Consider the following 20751-nt stretch of genomic DNA (forward strand, 5'->3'; position numbering starts at 1 on the left):
AAAAATTCATAAAAGGACATTGAAGTTTATTAATTTTTTTACGTAATTACAAACTTGATTTCAATAATGCCAAAATAACCATGAAGTACTTCAATTACTTTCTCATACTTCTTATTTACGTGTCTGTATCTTGTAAATCAAATACTTCGACTGACATTTCATTTGGAGAAGGAGAGCAACTTAGTTACAACTTTCACATTCGCCCCATTCTCTCAGACAAATGTTTTGCTTGTCATGGACCTGATGCCAACAAGCAGGAAGCAGGTTTGAGATTGGATCTTCCAGAGACCGCTTATGCTGCCTTGAAAGAAAGTCCGGGGAAGTTTGCCATTATTCCCAACGACCTCGACGGTTCTGAGCTTTATCACCGCATAGTCAGCACCGACCCCAACGAACTGATGCCTCCCCCTGAGTCAAATCTCTCATTGACACAAAGTGAGATTGAACTGATCAAAAGATGGATCGAACAGGGAGCGCAATATGAACCACATTGGGCTTTTGTGAGTCCCAAAAAAGGAACATTACCTAAAATCAAAGACAAAGATTGGCCTAGAAATGAAATAGACTATTTCACTTTGGCCAAAATGAACGAGCTGGGTCTTGATCCAAACGATCAGGCAGAAAAACATGAATTGCTCAAAAGAGTAAGTCTAGACCTGACTGGCCTGCCTCCTACTGCGGAGATGATCAATGCATATGAAAAAGACGATAGCCCTGAAGCATATGAAAATGCGTTAGACAAAATCATGAATCTGCCCACTTTTGGGGAGAAGATGGCTGTGCTTTGGATGGATATCTCAAGGTATTCGGATTCATACGGTTATCAGGATGACAACATCCGAACCCAATGGCCATACCGGGATTGGGTCATTAATGCATTCAATAAAAACCTACCCTACGACCAATTCATCACGTGGCAGCTAGCCGGAGACATGTTGCCAAATGCAACCAAGGAACAGGTTTTAGCCACAGCTTTCAACAGAAACCATAAATATACAGAAGAAGGCGGGGTCATTCCTGAAGAATACAGGGTGGAATATGTTTTAGACAAATCCAATACATTCAGCAAAGGAATCTTGGGAATCACCATGGAATGTGCCCAGTGCCATGACCACAAGTATGATCCGATTTCGCAGAAAAACTTCTATGAGATGTTTGCCTTTTTTAACAATACCCCTGAAAAAGGATATGAAGGTGATGTATCCCAATCCAAACCTGCCAAAACTCCCATAATGTGGATTGAAAGAGAGGATATCAACGAACTCCTCACATTCATCAACCATCAGGACACGAGCAAACTGATGGTTTCCGTGATGGAAGAATTGGACACTTTGAGGACTACTTACATTCTAAACCGGGGTTTATACGACGCGCGTACTACTCCGGTAAGCCCAAATACCCCTGAAAATATTTTTTCATTTCCTGAAAACCTTCCTAAAAACAGACTTGGACTTGCACAGTGGACAGTTGATAAAAACAATCCGCTCACTGCGAGGGTATTTGTCAATCTGATGTGGCAGGAAATCTTCGGAGTTGGGATTGTCAAATCCACAGGAGATTTTGGGATGCAGGGCGATCTTCCATCCCATCCTGAGCTTTTGGATTGGTTGGCAGTGGATTTCATGGAAAACGATTGGGATGTAAAGCGCCTGCTCAAGAAAATCATGATTTCGGCTACCTACATGCAGTCCTCCAAAGTCACCAAAAAACATTTGAGCACAGATCCTGACAATATTTATTTGGCAAGGTCACCAAGATTGAGGTTGCCCGCTGAGAATATCAGGGACTTGGTATTGGCAAGTTCGGGATTGCTTGTACCCGAAATCGGCGGTCCAAGCGTGAAGCCTTACCAACCTGACGGTCTTTGGGAAGCAGCCACCTCCGGTCGCGGTGAACTCAAAACCTACAAACAGGACAAAGGAGAAAAACTTTACAGACGAGGTCTTTACACCTTTATCAAACTCACTTCCCCGCCTCCAATGCCGATCATATTTGATGGGTCCAACAGAGATCAATGTGAAGTGAATAGAGGTAGGACCAATACGCCACTTCAGGCATTGGTCATGATGAATGATCCATTGGTGATGGAGGCATCCCGGGTTTTGGCAAGTCAGCTGACTGCAAATGAATCTGAACCTGAAGCAGCTATTATAGATGCATTCAAAAGGATCCTTTGCAGAGCGCCTAATTCAAAAGAACTGAATATCCTTTCAGGTTACTTTGAAGAGGAATTATCGCGATTCAGCAAAGACCAAGCGTCCGCTGATGACTTATTCAGAGTAGGTGAATACCCAATCAAAGAAGAAAAAATTAACCCGAACACCGCAGCTTTGATGCAGGTTATCTTAGCAATGTATAACCTAGAGGAAGCAATAACTAAAATCTGACATGGAAAAAGAGCAATCTGAATATGGATTAAACGAGAACAGACGGAAATTTCTTTCTAAAGTCAGCTTGGGAATTGGCAGTTTGGCTTTGGGTAGTCTTTTGATTCCTGACCTTTTCAAAGGCAAAAGCGGTGAAGATGCATTGATGGAAGCTTTGCCACATTTTGCGCCAAAAGCAAAAAGAGTAATATACCTTTTCCAAAATGGTGCCCCTTCTCAGTTGGAATCCTTTGATTACAAACCTTTGTTGAACCAACAAATCGGTCAGGAACTTCCTGATTCGATCCGTGCTGGACAAAGGCTCACAGGCATGACCGCCGGACAAAGCTCGTTTCCCCTTGTAGGATCTTTCTTCAAGTTCAACCAATACGGCGAATCTAGAGCTTGGATTTCAGAAATGTTCCCCCATACTGCCAAAGTTGTGGATGACATTTGCATCATCAAATCCATGCATACAGAAGCCATTAACCACGATCCGGCTTTGACTTTCTTCCAGACAGGTGCCCAAGTGGGTAACAGGCCAAGCATGGGAGCTTGGTTGAGTTATGGATTGGGAAGTGAAAACAGCAACCTTCCTTCCTTTTGTGTGCTTTTGAGCCGGGGAAAAGGAAACGGCCAAGGAGTATATTCCAAGCTTTGGACAAATGGATTCTTGGATTCGGTCCATCAGGGAGTGCAGTTCTCTGCCAGTGAAGATCCTGTTTTATACCTCAAAGATCCCAAAGGAATGAATAGGGAAGATCGGAGAAGGATGTTGGACAAATTGGCAGAATTAAACAACATAAATTATGAGACTTTTGGAGATCCTGAGATTCAGGCCAAAGTCCAACAGTATGAAATGGCATTCAGAATGCAAACTGCTGTTCCTGAAGTGACTGATATCAAATCTGAGCCGGATAGCATCATCAAAATGTATGGCCCTGATTGTTTGATTCCTGGAACCTATGCCGCCAATTGCCTTTTGGCGAGAAAACTTTCTGAAAATGGTGTTCGCTTTGTGCAGCTTTACCACCAAGGTTGGGACGCGCATGATAACCTGCCAAACCAATTTATAGGTCAGGCAAAAGACGTGGATCAAGCTTCTGCTGCCTTGATCACTGATTTGAAGCAAAGAGGCTTATTGGATGAGACTTTAGTGATTTGGGGTGGAGAATTTGGAAGAACAAACTACTGTCAGGGCAAAATACAAGTTGACAACTATGGCCGAGACCACCATCCGAGGGCATTTTCTATTTGGATGGCCGGCGGTGGTGTGAAGTCAGGAATGGTCTATGGCGAAACAGATGAATTCGGATATAATATTGTAGACAATCCGGTTCATGTCCATGACTTCCAAGCAACCATTCTTCATCTGATGGGGATTGACCATGAAAGACTCACCTACAAACACCTCGGAAGAAGGTACAGACTGACGGATGTTCATGGAAAAGTAGTAAAAGATATTTTGGTTTAATTTTTAAGATTGTATGCCCCAAAACCAGAAAATCTTTGCGATTCTTGAAAATTCACTGATAGTCCTTCATGGATTGATTCTAATTCTTGTCATTGGACAAGACAATATCCAATTACCGGCTTTCTTGGAAGTTGTGGGTAGGATGCATCCACTTTTGCTCCACTTCCCTATTGTCATGTTGTTTTTGGCAGCTTTGCTGTTTTGGTTTCCTGATTCCTTGGGCGTCAATTCAAAGGTTGCCATGAAATGGCTGTTGCTTTCGGCACTATTTTTCACAGGAATTACTGTTTTAGCAGGTCTATTTCTCAGTGTGGAGGACGGCTATGTCAAAGAAGATTTTGAAAACCACCAATGGACCGGATTGCTTGTGTTTTGGATCGGGACTTTATGGTACTTGTTTTGGGTGAAAGACAAACTGGCTATAGCCAAAGGATTTTCAGTAGTTGTTTTGGCCTTGGTATTGGCAACAGGTCATTTTGGCGCTTCCCTGACACACGGAGAAGACTTTCTTTTTGAACCTTTGCAAAGCCAAATTGATATTCCTCAGGCAAGTTTCGAGGAAGCATTGGCCTATGACCATGTCATAAAACCGATTCTTCAACAAAAATGTATCAGTTGCCATAAGGCAGGTAAAGTCAAAGGTGAATTGAGAATGGATGAAGTCCAATATATCCTAAAGGGCGGCGAAATGGGTCCGGCTGTAGATATGGAAGACCTTGAAAATTCCCAGATTCTTGTCCATATCCTGATTCCTTTGGAGGAGGAGTTCCATATGCCTCCAAAAGGGAAACCACAATTGACCGATACAGAACTTGCATTGATCCAAAACTGGATTTTGGATTCGGCCCATTTTGACAAAAAACTGACAGCTTACAATTCTGACAGTGAGTTTTTTGCCTTGGCCAAGGAGAAATTTGCAAGTCAGGACTCCAAATCCTATCCTTTTGAAGCTGCAAGTGCCAAAACTATTGCCGGACTGAACAATGATTACAGAAAAGTCATGGCTAAATATCCTGATTCTCCTGGTCTAAGGGTTACTTTTTTTGGAAAAAACCAGTTTGACCCAAGTACCATTGATGACCTGAAAAAAGTCAAAGAACAAGTCGTCGAACTGAGCTTTCAAAATATGCCATTGAAAGATGAGGATCTTAAACAGCTTTCTAATTTTCCCAACCTAGAAGTCCTCAACCTCAATTTTACAGGAATTGAAGGGAATACTTTGGGAGAATTGAAAAACCTCCAAAACCTGACGAACCTTTCCCTCAGTGGAAATCCACTTTCTGAGGCCGCATTTGAAAGCCTTGAAGATTTTAGTCAGCTGAAGAATCTGTTTGTATGGACCTCTAAAAACACTGATGCCATTGCTTCCTTAAAAACCCAATTGCCTGATACAAATATTGAAGGAGGATTTCAGGATACAGGCACTTTGTATCAGTTGAATGCTCCTCAAATAGAATATAAAAAGTCAATTTTCACAGACAAAGCAGAAGTTACGCTCAAGCATCCTATCGGTTCTGTGAAGATTTTTTATACCCTCGACAACACTTTGCCTGACAGCAGCAACCATCAGGTGTATTCCGGCCCGTTAAGTTTGGATAAAAACACAACTTTAAGAGCTAGGGCTTTTGCAGATGGATGGCTTGGAAGTACAGAAAAACAAGCTGTATTTTTCAGTTCAAAAATTCAGCCGGACAGTTACAAACTTACCTTTCCACCTAATGAATCATATAAAGGGTCAGGTGCTTTGACCTTATTTGACCTTGATAAAGGAGATGAAGACTTTTTTACAGGCAAATGGTTGGGCTTTCAGGATACTCCCTTTGAAATCCAAATGGATTTCAAATCTCCCCAAAGCATTCAAAACATTGCATTCAGCACCTTGGCAGCTGAAGCATCTCATATTTTCCCTCCTTCCAAAGTAGAGGTTTGGATCAAAACCCAAAACGCAGACTGGAAGTTAGTGGATACACAAAAACCTGAACAACCTATAGGAAACCGTGACAGGATGCTTCAGATGTATGAATCCAAAATCAACCAAAATGATGTTTTGGCCATCAAAGCCAAGCTCACCCCAGTTTATCCCTTACCAAAATGGCATCAGGGAGCGGGTGGTAAGGGCTGGGTATTTGTTGATGAAATTCTGATCAATTGACATGAAAGCCTATCAGCGGTATTTTGAGCAGGTACAATCCAAGCTTAGTGTCGTCTTTGCCCAAAGAGAAAAGATTGAAAAAGCGGCAGAGTGGGTTGCCAACTGCTTGGCAAATGAAGGATATATCTTTACCAGCGGCACAGGCCATTCCCATATTTTTGCCGAGGAAATTTTCTATCGGGCAGGAGGTTTTGCGAGGGTTGTAGCGATTTTGGATGAGGCGCTGATGCTCCACAAAGATGCTTCTTACAGTACAGAAGTCGAAAGGAAGGAAGGATATGCAGCAAAGCTTTTGGCAGAATTCCCCTTATCAGAAAAGGATGTTTTTCTTATTTCTTCCAACTCCGGAAGAAATACTGTCAGCATAGAAATGGCAATGATTGCAAAGGAGAAAGGTTCCAAAGTAATCGTCATTACTAACCTGAAACATACCGAATCAGTCACTTCACGACACCCATCAGGGAAACGACTTTTTGAAATCGCAGATTTGTATATTGACAATGGCGGAGAAATAGGAGATGCTTCAGTGGCATTAGAAGGTTTGGATTTTAAAGTCGGTGCCACTTCCACGCCCACCGGTGCTGTGATTTTACAAAGTATCATGGTGCAAGCAGCTGACAACTTAATTCAAAAAGGCATCATCCCAGAAATTTTTAGCAGTTCCAATTCCGATGAGGGGGAAGCCCATAACGAGACACTCATCCAAAAATACAAGGGCAAAATTAAGGGTTTGTGAAATTATTGGTAATTAAATTATCCTCCAAAATTAAGTCAACTATCCAATTCAAGAATCACTTACTTTTGAGGTCAAATGGAATTATATTTGATTATAGATTTTTCAAATTATTTAAACAATAAAGTCAAACGTCATGCAAATTTTTCAGTGCGACAATTGCAGCCATCCGGTTTATTTTGACAACAATGCCTGTCTAAAATGCCATAACCTTTTGGGCTTTGACTCAAGGTACCTCAGAATGATCTCATTAAAAAGAGACCAGAATGGCCAGTATGTGGAAACGTCAACAGGAAATGGATTCCATTTTTGCAAAAACCATGACCACGATGTCTGCAATTGGGTAATTTCTGATGAGAATCCATCTGAAGTCTGCATCGCATGTTCACTCAATCGCATCATTCCTGATATCACCAGGAAAGAATATTATGAAAGATGGAAAAAAATTGAGTTGGCCAAGCACAGGTTGATTTATGCTTTGCTGAGATGGAATTTCCCCATCATACCCAAAGCAGTGGATTATGAAAAAGGCCTTGCATTTAACTTTGAGTCTGATTCTACGATGCCCGATGGATTCAGGGTAATGACCGGACATGCGAATGGACTCATCACAATGAACATTGCAGAAGCTGACGATGTCGAAAGGGAAATGGCAAGGAACAATATGGACGAGGTATACAGGACTGTTTTGGGTCATTTCAGACATGAAATCGGACATTATTATTGGGGAAGACTGATTTGGAACACCAAAAATCTAGAATCATTTAGAGCTTTATATGGGGACGAAACTTACAGCTATCAGGAAGCCCTAAACCATTACTACCAACATGGTGCGCCTGCAGATTGGAACCAAAATTTCATCAGTGCATATGCCACGATGCATCCATGGGAAAGCTGGGCAGAGACATGGGCGCATTACATGCATATCGTCGATACCTTGGAAACTGCCTATTTCTATGGCTTATCCATCGAACCAAAAGTCCATGAAAGCATTTCAGTCAAATCTGCCCAAATCACTGAAAATGCTTATGACTGTAAAAATTTCGATACGATTTTTGAACAATGGCTTCCGCTTTCCTTTATGATGAACAGCATCAACAGAAGCATGGGTTTGCAGGATTTATACCCTTTTGTGATCAATTTGAATGTGAAGGAAAAATTGCGGTTTATCCATAATGTGATCCACAAACTCTAAAAATCCAGGTTTTTCGCATCAATCAACTCAACTCTCCTGCCCATCTTTTTTTGGATTACTTTAAAATGGTGCTCCTCATCTTCCGAAATCAATGAAATGGCTTCGCCTTCTGAACCTGCACGTCCTGTCCTGCCTATCCGGTGGATGTAATCTTTGGGAGACCTGGGCAATTCATAATTCACCACTACAGGCAAAAACTTGATGTCGATCCCTCTTGATGCCAAATCCGTAGCAACAAGCACCCGGAGTTTTCCATTTTTGAATTTGGTCAAAGCATCTGTCCTCGCTCCCTGACTTTTGTCACCGTGAAAAGACACGGCCTCGATGCCATTTTTATTGAGCTTTACGGCGACATTGTCCGCTGTTCTGATCGAGGATGTGAATACCAAAACCTGATTCCAATCCCCTGATTTGATTAAGTGACGTAAGAGAGGTCCTTTGTATTCCATGGGGACGAGATAGGCGGATTGGGCAATCAGCTCGGGGGCAATCCCCTCTACTTCCACTGAAATCTTTTTGGGATTATGCAAAATCCGGTTGATCAGGTCCTCCACCGTTTCTTCCATGGTGGCTGAAAACAAAATATTTTGCCTCTTTTTCGGCAATTTGGAAAGAATCTCGTCCACTTCTTCTTTGAAACCCAAATTCAAAATCTTGTCTGCTTCATCCAAGACCAGTACTTTGAGACTGGAAAGAGAAATAGAGTTTTTATCCACCAAATCCAATAACCTTCCCGGTGTGGCCACGACGATCTCTGTGCCATAGATATTCATCATCTGTGGATTGACAGAAACGCCTCCAAAAACCGCAAGCGTTTTAACTTTTCGAGGTAAAAAATTGCTGAAAACTTTGACCACTTCCTCCACCTGTGTGGCCAATTCCCTAGTAGGTACCAGTATCAGAACCGGAATATTTCTGGTTTTGATGTATTCTGTGTGCTGCAATTGCTGCAAAATTGGTAACACATACGCAGCTGTTTTCCCTGAACCGGTCGGGGCAATCCCAAGGATGTCTTTTCCTTTCAAAATAGCAGGAATGGCTTCGATCTGAATCGGGTAAGGGCTTTCGTATTTGGCCTTTTTGATGGCGTCAAGAATGCTAAGCGAGAGGCCGAGAGATGAAAAATCCATGGATATATGTTTTTTGACAAAGGTAGGGTTTAAATGAAATGTAAAAGATAAAAAAATATGGATATGCGCTTCATTGCCAGTAACCCTATTTTATTCTCCAAGCGGGACGGAAGACCGAAGCCGGAAGACCGAATTACCGGACATTTCAGTTTGCAGCCAAGATTTAATAGAGATAACTACTTTACTGGCATCATTGCGGACATATAGATAAAATAAAGAATCAGGATTAAGATGATATAAATTGATATTGGATATTCATCGATATTGCTTCAAAAACCACCGTGGATTTCAATTCAAAGATAAACGTAGCCAACAAAGAAATAGCCATGATTAAAGCATCAAGGCTATTTATTATTTCGGGAATTGAAAATTTTTAGCTTGAATTCTAAAGTTTGGGGAAGATTTTAATTGCCCTCAAGGTTCTTTCTTAGGCATATACTATACTTGGAATCAAATGCTATATTTTCTTCAAACTCATCAGGTACTCCACTAAATCCACCAACTCTTGGGTACTCATGGCCTTTTCCAAACCGGATGGCATGATGGAATTTTCCATTTGCTCGATAGAAGCGACATCCGCAGTTTTAAGATTTACCATCGTTCCCCCCGGAATTTTCAAAGCGATGTCAGTCTCTGTTCGGCTGCTGATTACACCTCCATAGGTACTTCCATCTTTGGTTTTGAGAATGTAGCCTTCATATCCAAAACTGATTCCTGCATCAGGATGGATGATGGCAATGTATTGTGCTTCTTTTGACAACTTACTACCAATTTCTGAGAGCTTAGGACCGAAGTCCATCCCTACTTCATTGACCTGATGGCATACAGAGCAGTTATTTTTGAATACAGTAAGTCCATTATCAACAACTCCTTTCATGGCCAGCAATTCATTCATCGGAGGCAAAGGATTAGCAGCATCATTACTTTCCAAATAACCGGCAGCTTCTGTTCTCACACTTTTTCTCCAAGCCTTGCTGACACCATTTACAGCGGATGCCTTTAAATTGTTGGGGAATTTGCCTTCTTTCAACAGTGCCAAAACCCGATCTTCCCCGGAATAACTTCCCCCGATAGCTGCTGCAGCTTCTCTCCGGACGTTTATATTTCTTTTGCTATCAAAAGCAATCCCTTCCAAAATACCAATTGATTGGTTTGAACCGATACCGCGCAAAGCCAATATCATATCAAAAACCTGCTTTTCGTCTTTGCCATTCAAAACCTTTTGGACCAAAGGAGCTCCACCCTGATTAAGCAGCGTGGTAGCTGCCGACCTTCCAATATTATTGTCGTAATTGGCGAGTGCCATCTCTAGCAATTGAGGATTTTTGTCTTTCAGTTCAAATTTTCGGACCAATTCGACAAACTCAATTTTTCCCTCCGACTCCTTCAACACATCGTTCAATGCGATCATCGCGACAGGTGATGTTTTGATATACTTTGGTTCCAAATGTGTAATGACCAATCTGTTTATTTCCTTTTGGTCTTGTGTTGGTTTTTCAAGCATTTCGATCAGAGCCTTTGACTTGGCTTCCGTATCAGGATTGAAATCAAATGCACGAAAATACCTCAAACGCATGTCCATGGATTCGGCTGGATCTGACGCCAAAGTTGCCAACATGGGAATTGACTTCCCTGTTCTAGCTCTCCAGACAATGTCCTTGTTTGATTTATTATCTAAAACCTGATCCTGCACTAGATTCTCCCAAGCAGCATAGTAAGTGTCCCATTGTCCCTCTGCCCCTATTCCCAAGGCCTCTAAATACCACCTGTCCTGTCCATCATGTTGCTTTGCCAATTGAGCCCAAATCTCCGGGGCTTCAGGTGAGGGATTATGCCTCAGCGCAATAGCTACTTCCCTCCTAACTTGGGCATTTGGACTTTTTGCCAATTGCTTGCCAAATGGAATAAAATCCATCTCCAACTGTCGGGCTGCCCTCAAACCTGCTATCTGCAGATCCGGATTGGGATCATTAATTGCTTTTTGAACATAAGTTGGGCCTTTCCCATCCATCTTGGCCAAAACCCAAAAAGCCCTTGCACGCATTCTGGGATTCTCATGTGATTCAAACATTTTATTTAGGCCAACTTCCGCACTTGAACCTTGCTTTTGTAAAGCCTGCCATGCCTGATAACGCCATGAAAGGTTTGGGTTTTGGAGGGCTTCCAATGCGCCTTCAACAGTGGTGAGGTCATAGGAAGGGACTTCATAATCGCTATCGGGAGGAGCCAATCTAAAAATCCGGCCGCGGTTCAAATCTCCAACCTGATGTCCGCCAACTCCCGGGTCATACCAATCAGCTACAAACAAAGAACCATCCGGAGCAATGCAAACATCTGAAGGCCTGAACCATTGATTTTTATCGCCGTGCATGATATTGACCATTTCGGCTGAATATCCTGCTCCATAGTTTTTCACAGGATATGCCCGGACAACATTCGGTCCTGCATCGGAGTGGATCATCTGATCCCAAAAAACTTCCGGCAATAACCTTCCCTCGTAAATCAAAATGCCGGTAGGTGAACCCGCACCCGTCTGCAACAGATTTGGCACAACACCGGGGTCATTGAGGTGCCAATGCTGAAGCGGAATTTCCTTTTCTTTATTGGTTCTGTTGGCTGACCAACTAGCCCGGGTCATTTCATCTTTGTAACCATAATTACCATATTCCATCACAAAATTAATCCGAACCCCTTGGTTGCCATCATCGTCATTGTCCGATTGCCATATGGTACCATAGGAATCCACCGCAACTTCATAATTGTTTCTGAAGTTTTGGCCAAGAACTTCTATATCGGTAAAATCGGTATTACTCCTAAATACCAATCCTTCCTGATAATTGGTAGTGTTGATTTCCTTCCCGGATTTATCCACGATGACATTTCCGTTTTTATCCAACAACTGTGCTCCGGCGTTTCCAAAGTTGAAATAAAACTTCCCATCAGGTCCAAAAACAAAAGCATGCATCCCGTGGTCATGCTGATCGCCGGAAATTCCCTGAAAAATAATCTCTTTGGTATCAGCCTTGTCATCGCCATCTGTATCTGTAAACAGCCAAACATATGGACTTTGGGATACAATGGCTTTGTTTCCCATCACCCAAATGCCTAAAGGTGCATTGATCTCAGGCCCTTGGTAAAATACCGTGCTTTTGTCTTGGATTCCATCTCCATCGGTGTCTTCCAAAATCACAATCCGATCGCCTTCCGGTTGGATCTCATTTCCGGTGATGGCAGGTCGATAATTGTACGCCTCACATACCCAAACCCTTCCCCGATGATCTATGTCAATGTTTGTAGGATTGGTAATGGTAGGTTCCGATGCAAAAAGATTGGCCTCAATACCTTCCGCAAAAGTTATCCCGGAAAGTGCATTTTCGGGAAGGTGTCTTTCCTCCTCAGTCAACAAATCAAAATCTTTAATTTTAGGTTTGGAGTCACAGGAATATAAATAACCTATTCCTAAAAGAAACAAGAAGCATTTGGTCAATAAATAAATATTTTTCATGGGGAAAATTTTGGGCTAACTCAGTTGTTCATTGGGTACTATTTCAATTCTAAATATAAATCGTGATTGTCAAAATCAAATCCCATCTGTGTAAGAAATTGTGATTCAGACTTAAATTTGAAAGCAATATCTTCCATCAAGAAAACCTGCTAGACAGAATTTCTAAATGACATCACTTATTGATTTCAGAAATACCTCCGCTTTTACCACTTGAGGAAAAAACTTGCAGCTTGACATTACCATTAAATGGAATTGGCGCCGAATAAATTTCCGATTGGATCGTCGGATCACTGCCGTTTATTGTATAGCGAATTGAAAGGCCGGGTGTATCTACATTGGCAAAGAGCTTTCCTTCCTTGACCAGTGTACCTGCTTTTGGCAATCGCACATTAAATCCGCCAAAAAGGTATTCTAACCTTGGGATTTCTTTTTGCCCGACAGCGTTGGCAAACTTGTTCCATTCTTTTTCCATTGCCGTTTTTCTTTGATCAATATTGGCAATCGCTGTCCAATCTGGATCCTGAGCCCAAGCCCGCTCCACATAGCCAAGCATTTTTGGCAAAAGGTAATATTCCATCATTTCTTGGCCTTTGACTGTTTCAGACCACAACTGACCGGAAACACCTTTTATGTTTTCCTTTCCTTCCGCAGTCAATTTAGCCTTCCCCTTAGCGAGACTTTCGGCATCAATCGGATTGCCATACATGTCTTTTTCATTTGAAATAAAATTGTTCAAAGGGACAGTTCTCCAAGCTGTCTTCATGTCCACAAATCCAGACCACTGATGTCCGGGTTCATCTAGGTCCATATTGTAAGCCAGATCAAAATAGAAATTTGACGAATTACAGATGATGACTTCATATCCGGCATTGGCGAGTTGGTAAGCCATATCTTCCCCACCCCAACCTGCAACGGCATTCCAAGCATAAGCCCTGAATCCCTTGTCAGCAAAAACCGGGTTGGGTCGAATGACATCATTTCCATTTTCGTGGATATCCATTTGACCGATCTCTTCCCAACCGGCTGTTTGGATTCCTTTTTCTTCAAACATTTTACTGACTCGGGAATAAAAGTAATTTTGAAGGTCATTTCTTGTTTTCATTCCCTCCGTTTCGGCAATGAATTTTTCGCAAACCGGCGAATTCGTCCAAGCTCCTTTGGGCACTTCGTCTCCTCCTGTGTGAAAAGTGTGAATCGGAACATCCGCTTCCTTATACATTGTCAGAATTTCATCTATCACTTTCTCATAAAAAGTAAATGCGGATTCCTGACAAATACAAATGGTATTTCCCCTGAAATTTTGGGCAGAAAGATATTCAGATTTATCACCGAAATCCTCCAAAAGATATTCCAAAGCCCCGCTTTCATCTCCGGATTTCATTTTGTCATGGTACCTTTTCCTCATCGCTATGATTGCTGCACGGGAATGACCCGGAGCACCTATTTCAGGAATAACTTCAATATGTCGTTCTTTTGCATACTGTAATATTTGCTTGAAATCTTCCACAGAATAAAATCCAGTTCCATTTGGTGATTTATCCTTGTCCGGACCTGATGCATAATACGGCCAAAGAAATTGGGACTCGTCTTTGGAATGTCCACGCTTGCTGCCGACCTCGATCAATTCGGGCAAGTCCGGAATTTCAATCCGCCAACCTTCATCATTTGCAAGATTGAAATGGAAAACGTTCAGTTTATAAAATGCCATCAGGTCAAGAATCTTCAAGACTGCCTCCTTTGATTGGAAATTGCGGGCTACGTCAAGGAAAAAACCCCTGTATTCAAACCTAGGTTCGTCCTCAATCGCTATTTTGTGTAAAGCCAATTTATCTTCCTGAGAGCTGTATGAGGACACCGGCAGCAAAGCCAACAAAGATTGAATTCCATAAAATGCCCCTTTAGGATTACCGGCGCTGATTTCGATTATATCAGCGACTTTCAGGCTATAAGCTTCCTCGTTGATTTTTGATGAATCTAATTGAATAGAAATAGATGCATCGGGTGAGGATGTGATTTCAATTTTTCCATTAAAAAAAGATGAAAGTCTTTCTTTTAGAAGTTCTGCTTCCTTTTCAAAACCGGCATCTGCATAAATGGAGATTGTTTCGGAAAGAACAAGCTCACCTACTCCCCAAATGTATGATTTTGGAATGGGAATAATTGGACTGAAATCTTTTGGGGATAGCAGGCTTAGGTTTTGGTTTTTTTCAAATAGAAAAGCAGGATCAGGAATCGGCAAATTGCTTCCTGCAATAGCGGTCAATTGGTCCTGAATCTCGATTCGTGAAGCTGTAAAATCCACTATGGGATGGCCTTCTTCACTATCACCAAAAACAATATAAAGCCCCGTAGGGGTGTGGCTGTTTTTCACTAAAAAATTATCAGAAGAATATGAAAATGAATAAGTCTCCCCTTTCTCCAAAACAGGAAAGCCATCTTTCGGTTTGATTCTGAAAAAATCTCCGGAGAGGTGTTCAACAGTAACCAAAGAATCTAGCTCCTGAGGATTTACCGAAAGAAAAATGGTGTTGAAGTAGATTTCCCACTCCGGTTTCAAAGCTGAATTGCCGTTGTTTGAAAGGGTGAATTTTGCCTGATGCATTTGCTCAGGAAGGATTTTATTTTGCTCAAGTTCCCAAGACAAACTTATGTCTGATGGACTGAAATCGACTGACTTAGATTGACAAGAAAATGCAAACATCAGGACCAAAAGAAATCCAGGTAAATAAGGTGAAGAAAATGACATATCTGATTGGGTAAGAGTGGGACTTTGGTAGGAAATTCCAATTAACTTGATAACTCGCAATGAATACCACTTTAATTTATTAATTTAATGGAACAAATTGATATTTAGTGTTTAACAAAAATTTTGTGGTTTTTAACCCCAACCAAAAAAGGATATTTCTTTCGGGTTATCAGTCATTAAAACCAAATGGAAAACACCCTGATATTTGCAAAACCAAGCTAATTGAAAAGCGTTTGCATTAATGATTTTTTGAGAAATGAAAAACGAGCCAAAACGAACCTGCGCAGCAATTATGTTTTCTGACATTGTCGGATACACAGCCTTGATGGGTGAAGATCAGGAGCTTGCTTTTCAATTGGTTAAAAAAAATTCCAAATTTCATCAGGAAGTAATCAAAATCCATCATGGTAAATTGATCAAAGAGCTTGGAGATGGAGTACTGTGTTATTTTCCCAAGCCTGAGGATGCCGTGGCGGCAGCCTTTAAACTCCAACAGCATTACTTCAAATCCAAGGAACTAAGCCTACGGATTGGGATCCATTTTGGAGAAGTGATCTTGGACAGGAATGATGTTTTTGGTGATGCGGTAAATATTGCTTCGAGGTTGCAGACATTGGGATCACCGGGATCGGTGCTTTTCTCGCAAAAAATCCATGAAGACATAACGGAAAATTCTCCGTTGAAATCCGTTTCCCTTGGGAAGTTCAATCTAAAAAATGTAAAGGAACCGCTTGAAGTATTTGCTTTGGCCAATGAAGGATTGGTCATTCCCAAAAGGGGAGAAATACTCAAATTGCTGGAAAGCAGATTGAAGAAGTTTATGTTAGCGGGATTGGTCTTCTTGACATTGGCATTGGTGGCTTTTGGGATTTATCATCAATCATCAATCAACAAGCTGATGGCTGAACCTGAGAAGTCTATTGCGGTGTTGCCATTTGAAAATATAGATAACAATAAAGATGATGACTTTTTGGTAGAAGGTTTGACCGAGGATATTATCTCCCAATTATCCAAAATTTCATCTCTAAAAGTAGTTCCTAATCCTAGTTCGAGCTCTTTCAAAGGTAACAATGAAGCATACAGCGTAATAGGTAAAGCATTTGACGTAAATTATCTCCTTATTGGTACCATCCAGAAATTAGATCTAAAAATAAAAATCAGAGTCCAATTAATTGAGGCTTCAAGTAATAAAGCAATATGGGCGGAAACTTTTGAAGAAAACCAAAGCGATATTTTCAAACTACAGAAAACAATTTCCCAAAAAATCGCTGAATCCTTGAGTGCTAATCTAACAGATGAGGAGCTATTTAAATTGGCGAAAGAACCTACAAATCAATTTAAAGCCTATGAGTACTACCTTAGAGGCAGACAATTGTACTACAGTTACAATATTAAAGAGAATCAGGAAGCTATTATCGAATTCCGAAAAGCTTTGTGGGTAGATCCGAAATATGCATTGGCTTGGTCAGGATTAGGAGACGCATTCAGTCAAAATTTTAGCCGATTTGGTTTAGGTAATAATTGGATGGACTCAAGCAAGCTTGCGAGCCAAAAGTCAATTCAATTGGATTCCAATTTATCAGAAGGCTATAAGGCCTTGGCTAATTATTATAACTACAAAGGGGAATTTAATCTGGGGTTGACAATGCTCAAAAAAGCAGTGGAAAAAAACCCGACAAATGTCCAAGCAGTGGGAAACCTAGGGACCTTATATTTACAGAAGGGCCAACTTTCGGACGCATTGATTTGGGGCAAAAAAGGTGTGGGTGTCAATCCAATCTCATATGTACCTTATCAGCTAGTAGGTTGGACATACCGTCTACTTGGAGATTATCCCAATGCCATTCTTTGGTTGAATAAATCCATAGAAAAGAGACATGACCGTCAAACCTATGAAGAGCTAGCCCTTTCTTACATCGCAAATAAACAACATGACCAAGCTAAGAAATTAATTCCAAGTTTATTGGCAATAATGGACACTACTGGCCATGAAGATAATGAAACCACGAAGCTAAAATTTTTTGAAGCTTCGCAACTATTTGAATCTTCCGGTATAATTTCCTTTTTCGCAAAAGATTTAGACAAAGCGGAGTTTTTCTTTAAAAAATCTTTGAAATACAATCAGGATTATGGTACTGACAAATGGACTTACTCACCCATTTACCTTGGTTATCTATTTTCTAAAAACAAGAATCTGATAGAATCCGAGGTGATGCTTGAAGGTGCACTTCACCTTAACTTAATAGAAGTAGAGGATATGAAATCCGAAGACACAGAATTTATTTTTAACCTTTCATCCTTATATGCCATCAAAGGTGATAAGGGAAGGAGCTTGCACTATCTTAATCTTGCAAAAGAAAAAAATTGGGTGGACATCTTGAAAGCCACCCAAAATCCAATTTTTAATGATTTACATAATAATACCCAATTCAAGAAAATCATTCAGGAAATTGAGAAGAAAATAAGTCTAATGAGAGAAAATGAAATTAATAAGAGGTAAATCACAAAATCTTAATCAAAAAGCTCCCAATAATTCGATTTTTTCAACAAAGATTCGAACCAACTGACTGATTCAAAAAGTTAGGGCATTATGATATAAGAATATACTAATTCTCCTTCCGCTTAAATCAAAATGAATGTAGTATTCTAATACTTTTTGACCTAACTTTTAGTTTTTAAATTTATCAATTCCCTGTATGTGCCACTTTATATCTTACTGGACTTCTCATCACGTGTCGATATCTAGGTTGAGGATGTTGGCTAGGTATATCCTTCCTTTGCAATATTCCCGCTACAATTGCTGCAGACATTGAGGTCCCCCACATTGAAGCATATCTTCTAGTTCCTACAGAATCTCGTGGAAAGGTTGAAAGGATATTACTTCCCGGCGCAACAAAATCAATGGGTCCGGTGTTATTTCTCTCGTTAAAGTTAGAATAGGAAGAATATACTGGTAAATCATTAGTTGTACAATTTTGATCTATTGAACCAATAGTGTACGTATTTGTCAGATCTAAACATCCTGGGAAATTAATTTTTGCTAAATCAAAATTATTGCCCGCAGACATTACAATAAATACTTTTTGAGTGTTGGCGAGGTTGGTAATCGATTGGGTAACAAGATTTCTGCTTAAATCATCACATGGCAAATTATAATCGAAGTCTCCAAAACTCATTAATACGACATCTTTATCCGGAATTGTTTGGATCCCTACAGCAACTCTGTCAAGCGCAGCTCTAATATGAGCCCATTCACCCTCACCGTTTTGATCTAAAACTTTCAAAGAAACTACCTTTGCACCTGGAGAAACACCATTCACAGAAATGGAGTTGGCTGGTATATTAATATACTTAGCAGCGGCAATTCCAGCACAATGCGTACCATGCCCATTTTCGTCTAGAAAGGCTCCCTGTTGAGTATTATCAATAAATGAAAAAGAGTTTGCAACATCCAAATTTAATTCCGGAACTTTATCAATTCCTGTATCTAAAATCCAAATTTTCCTTTGGTTTGAAGGAACACTTGGTTTTGGTCCTCCTGAAAAAACAATGCCACATGAGGACTTTAAATTGGTATCATAATTTCCATTTTCATCGATTGCTCCACTCTGATGAATAGGTCTTCCCTGATGGATTGGCCTACCTTGGACTTTTGCACTCTTAACCACCATTTTCACAGATAAACTATCACGGGAAAGAGAATCTGCCTGTTTTTCAGTCAGATATGTTGAAAATCCAACTCCAAGTTCTGTGTAAGTATGAACTATTTCAAGATTCTTCTTTTTTGCAAATGTGAGAATTTCTTCTGTTAACTCTTTTCTTTTTTTGTCTATAATACCTTTGTCAGGAACGAAATAATTGTCTAATAAAACCAAAGGGGTCCCAATTTTTTCTGTCAACTCAAACATGTAGAGAAAGGTTTCTATTGGTTCTTCAATCGGTTTAGGATTTGGATTTTTCTTTTTCCAATTACAAGAGAAAATAACGAAAAGAATTAATAATGAATATTTACCCACGGCTAAAACTTTAAATTTTAAAAATATTTTATAAAAACTTAACAGTCATGAAGTTAAATTAATATCTAATAAAATACAAGTACTTATACCCAAAAATTTGCAGTAAAAATCAAAACCTATCTTACATAATTTACCTGTCTGAATTTTATCCTATACATTTTTAGGGAACCATTACTCAATTATTTCCCCATCAGGATCAATATTTTTCAAAAAAAATCCATTATGTTTATTTTGATTGAAGAATAAATACCAAAACCCAAAACCTATGACAACCCAATCTTTAGGCGTTCCTTTCCAAGAACGTTATCTTGCTCTAGATGTCCTACGCGGACTCACCATTGCTTTGATGGTAGTGGTCAATACGCCGGGAAGCTGGAGCCATTTATATGCTCCATTTGCACATGCTGACTGGCATGGGTTCACCATTACTGACCTTGTGTTTCCGACATTTCTTTTTGTAGTGGGAAATGCCATGAGCTTCAGTATGAAGAAAATGGAAAAGATGGGACAAGGCATTTTTCTCAAAAAAGTTTTTAAAAGAGCAGTATTGATTTTTCTGATCGGTTGGGGATTGAATGCTTTTCCGTTCTTTGATTATAACGAATCCGGAGAAATCGTCATGATCAACTGGGCTGAGGTCAGATTGTTGGGTGTATTGCAGCGGATTGCATTGTGCTACTTGATAGCCTCTCTTATTCTTTACTATCTTGGAAAAAAAGGTGCAATTGTTTTCAGCATTATTGCCTTATTTGGCTATTGGGCTGTACTCTATTTCTTTGGTGATGCGGCTGATCCTTACTCAATGTTGGGAAATTTCGGGTCAATATTAGACTTAATCCTCATCGGTGAGCGAAATCTATATATGGGTGAAGGGGTTCCTTTCGAACCCGAGGGTTTGCTCAGCACCATCCCTTCCACTGTCAATGTCATCGCCGGATATTTTGCCGGAAAATTGATCCAACAGATTGGAAACAACCTCAAAACCGTCAAAGCACTATTTTTGGGAGGTTTAATCTTGATCCTTCTTTGTCTGATCTGGGATATGGTGTTTCCTATCAATAAGAAATTATGGACAAGTTCATACGTGCTTTTGACTGTTGGCCTTGATTTATTCCTGATCGGGTTTTTGATTTGGGTGATTGAGGTTTGGAAAAAGAGAGATTGGACTTATCCTTTTGAAGTGTTCGGCAGAAATCCTTTGATACTTTATGTGCTTTCAGGAGTTCTGATCACACTATTTTACGCCATCCAAATCGGTGATAGGAGCCTAAAAGCGGTTGTGTATGAATCAGTATTCACCAGTTGGCTTTCAGATAAAAATGCTTCACTCCTCTTCGCTCTTTCTTACATGCTCCTGATCTGGCTTATAGGCTATTGGATGGATAAGAAAAAGATTTATATCAAGGTCTAAAAGAATATTTGAAGGTTAAAAGG

At 40.4% G+C, this 20751-nt stretch carries 12 protein-coding genes; 8 read left to right on the plus strand and 4 right to left on the minus strand.

What is annotated here, in order from left to right; translation table 11 throughout:
* Positions 1-80 precede the first annotated feature (80 nt).
* From M3O96_RS20665 to M3O96_RS20685, 5 genes are all read left to right on the plus strand, one after another.
* The gene (locus tag M3O96_RS20665) at positions 81-2387 is read left to right on the plus strand and encodes a PSD1 and planctomycete cytochrome C domain-containing protein (RefSeq protein ID WP_249724155.1); all 2307 of its coding nucleotides are present in this window, start codon (positions 81-83) and stop codon (positions 2385-2387) included.
* Position 2388: 1 nt separating this feature from the next.
* A complete protein-coding gene (locus tag M3O96_RS20670; RefSeq protein WP_249724157.1) occupies positions 2389-3840 on the plus strand; it encodes a DUF1501 domain-containing protein in 1452 nt (483 codons plus the stop codon).
* Between the two features lie 13 nt (positions 3841-3853).
* Positions 3854-5992: a chitobiase/beta-hexosaminidase C-terminal domain-containing protein gene (locus M3O96_RS20675; protein WP_249724159.1), complete on the plus strand. Its 2139-nt coding sequence runs from the start codon at positions 3854-3856 to the stop codon at positions 5990-5992.
* A 1-nt stretch (position 5993) separates the two neighbouring features.
* Positions 5994-6728 carry a sugar isomerase domain-containing protein gene (locus M3O96_RS20680; protein WP_249724161.1) on the plus strand — a complete coding sequence of 245 codons (735 nt, stop codon included), beginning with the start codon at positions 5994-5996 and terminating at the stop codon, positions 6726-6728.
* 133 nt (positions 6729-6861) lie between these two features.
* Positions 6862-7920 carry a zinc-binding metallopeptidase family protein gene (locus tag M3O96_RS20685; RefSeq protein ID WP_249724162.1) on the plus strand — a complete coding sequence of 353 codons (1059 nt, stop codon included), beginning with the start codon at positions 6862-6864 and terminating at the stop codon, positions 7918-7920.
* On the opposite strand, the gene M3O96_RS20690 is transcribed toward M3O96_RS20685, so the two are convergent.
* Positions 7917-9050, minus strand: a complete 1134-nt coding sequence (locus M3O96_RS20690; RefSeq protein WP_249724164.1) for a DEAD/DEAH box helicase — start codon at positions 9048-9050, stop codon at positions 7917-7919. The two genes, M3O96_RS20685 and M3O96_RS20690, sit on opposite strands and share 4 nt — an antisense overlap.
* A gap of 63 nt (positions 9051-9113) precedes the next feature.
* Here M3O96_RS20690 and M3O96_RS20695 point away from each other — a divergent pair, with 63 nt between their 5' ends.
* Positions 9114-9257 (plus strand): hypothetical protein, encoded by a 144-nt coding sequence (locus M3O96_RS20695; RefSeq protein WP_249724165.1) that lies wholly within the window; start codon positions 9114-9116, stop codon positions 9255-9257.
* Between the two features lie 250 nt (positions 9258-9507).
* Here M3O96_RS20695 and M3O96_RS20700 read toward each other — a convergent pair whose 3' ends face one another.
* Positions 9508-12555: a PVC-type heme-binding CxxCH protein gene (locus tag M3O96_RS20700; protein WP_249724174.1), complete on the minus strand. Its 3048-nt coding sequence runs from the start codon at positions 12553-12555 to the stop codon at positions 9508-9510.
* 172 nt (positions 12556-12727) lie between these two features.
* Entirely contained in the window at positions 12728-15301 is a 2574-nt protein-coding gene (locus M3O96_RS20705; protein ID WP_249724184.1) for a family 20 glycosylhydrolase, read from the minus strand.
* A gap of 256 nt (positions 15302-15557) precedes the next feature.
* Between M3O96_RS20705 and M3O96_RS20710 the strand changes: the two genes are divergently transcribed.
* Positions 15558-17801 carry an adenylate/guanylate cyclase domain-containing protein gene (locus M3O96_RS20710; RefSeq protein WP_283774057.1) on the plus strand — a complete coding sequence of 748 codons (2244 nt, stop codon included), beginning with the start codon at positions 15558-15560 and terminating at the stop codon, positions 17799-17801.
* Positions 17802-17985: 184 nt separating this feature from the next.
* On the opposite strand, the gene M3O96_RS20715 is transcribed toward M3O96_RS20710, so the two are convergent.
* Positions 17986-19317, minus strand: coding sequence for a S8 family peptidase (locus M3O96_RS20715; RefSeq protein ID WP_249724188.1), 1332 nt, complete (start codon positions 19315-19317; stop codon positions 17986-17988).
* A 265-nt stretch (positions 19318-19582) separates the two neighbouring features.
* On the opposite strand from M3O96_RS20715, the gene M3O96_RS20720 reads away from it, so the two are divergent.
* Complete coding sequence (locus tag M3O96_RS20720) at positions 19583-20728, plus strand: acyltransferase family protein (protein ID WP_249724197.1); 1146 nt, start codon at positions 19583-19585, stop codon at positions 20726-20728.
* Positions 20729-20751: the final 23 nt, after the last annotated feature.

It is taken from the genome of Aquiflexum sp. TKW24L (assembly GCF_023502205.1).
Taxonomy (GTDB): domain Bacteria; phylum Bacteroidota; class Bacteroidia; order Cytophagales; family Cyclobacteriaceae; genus Cognataquiflexum.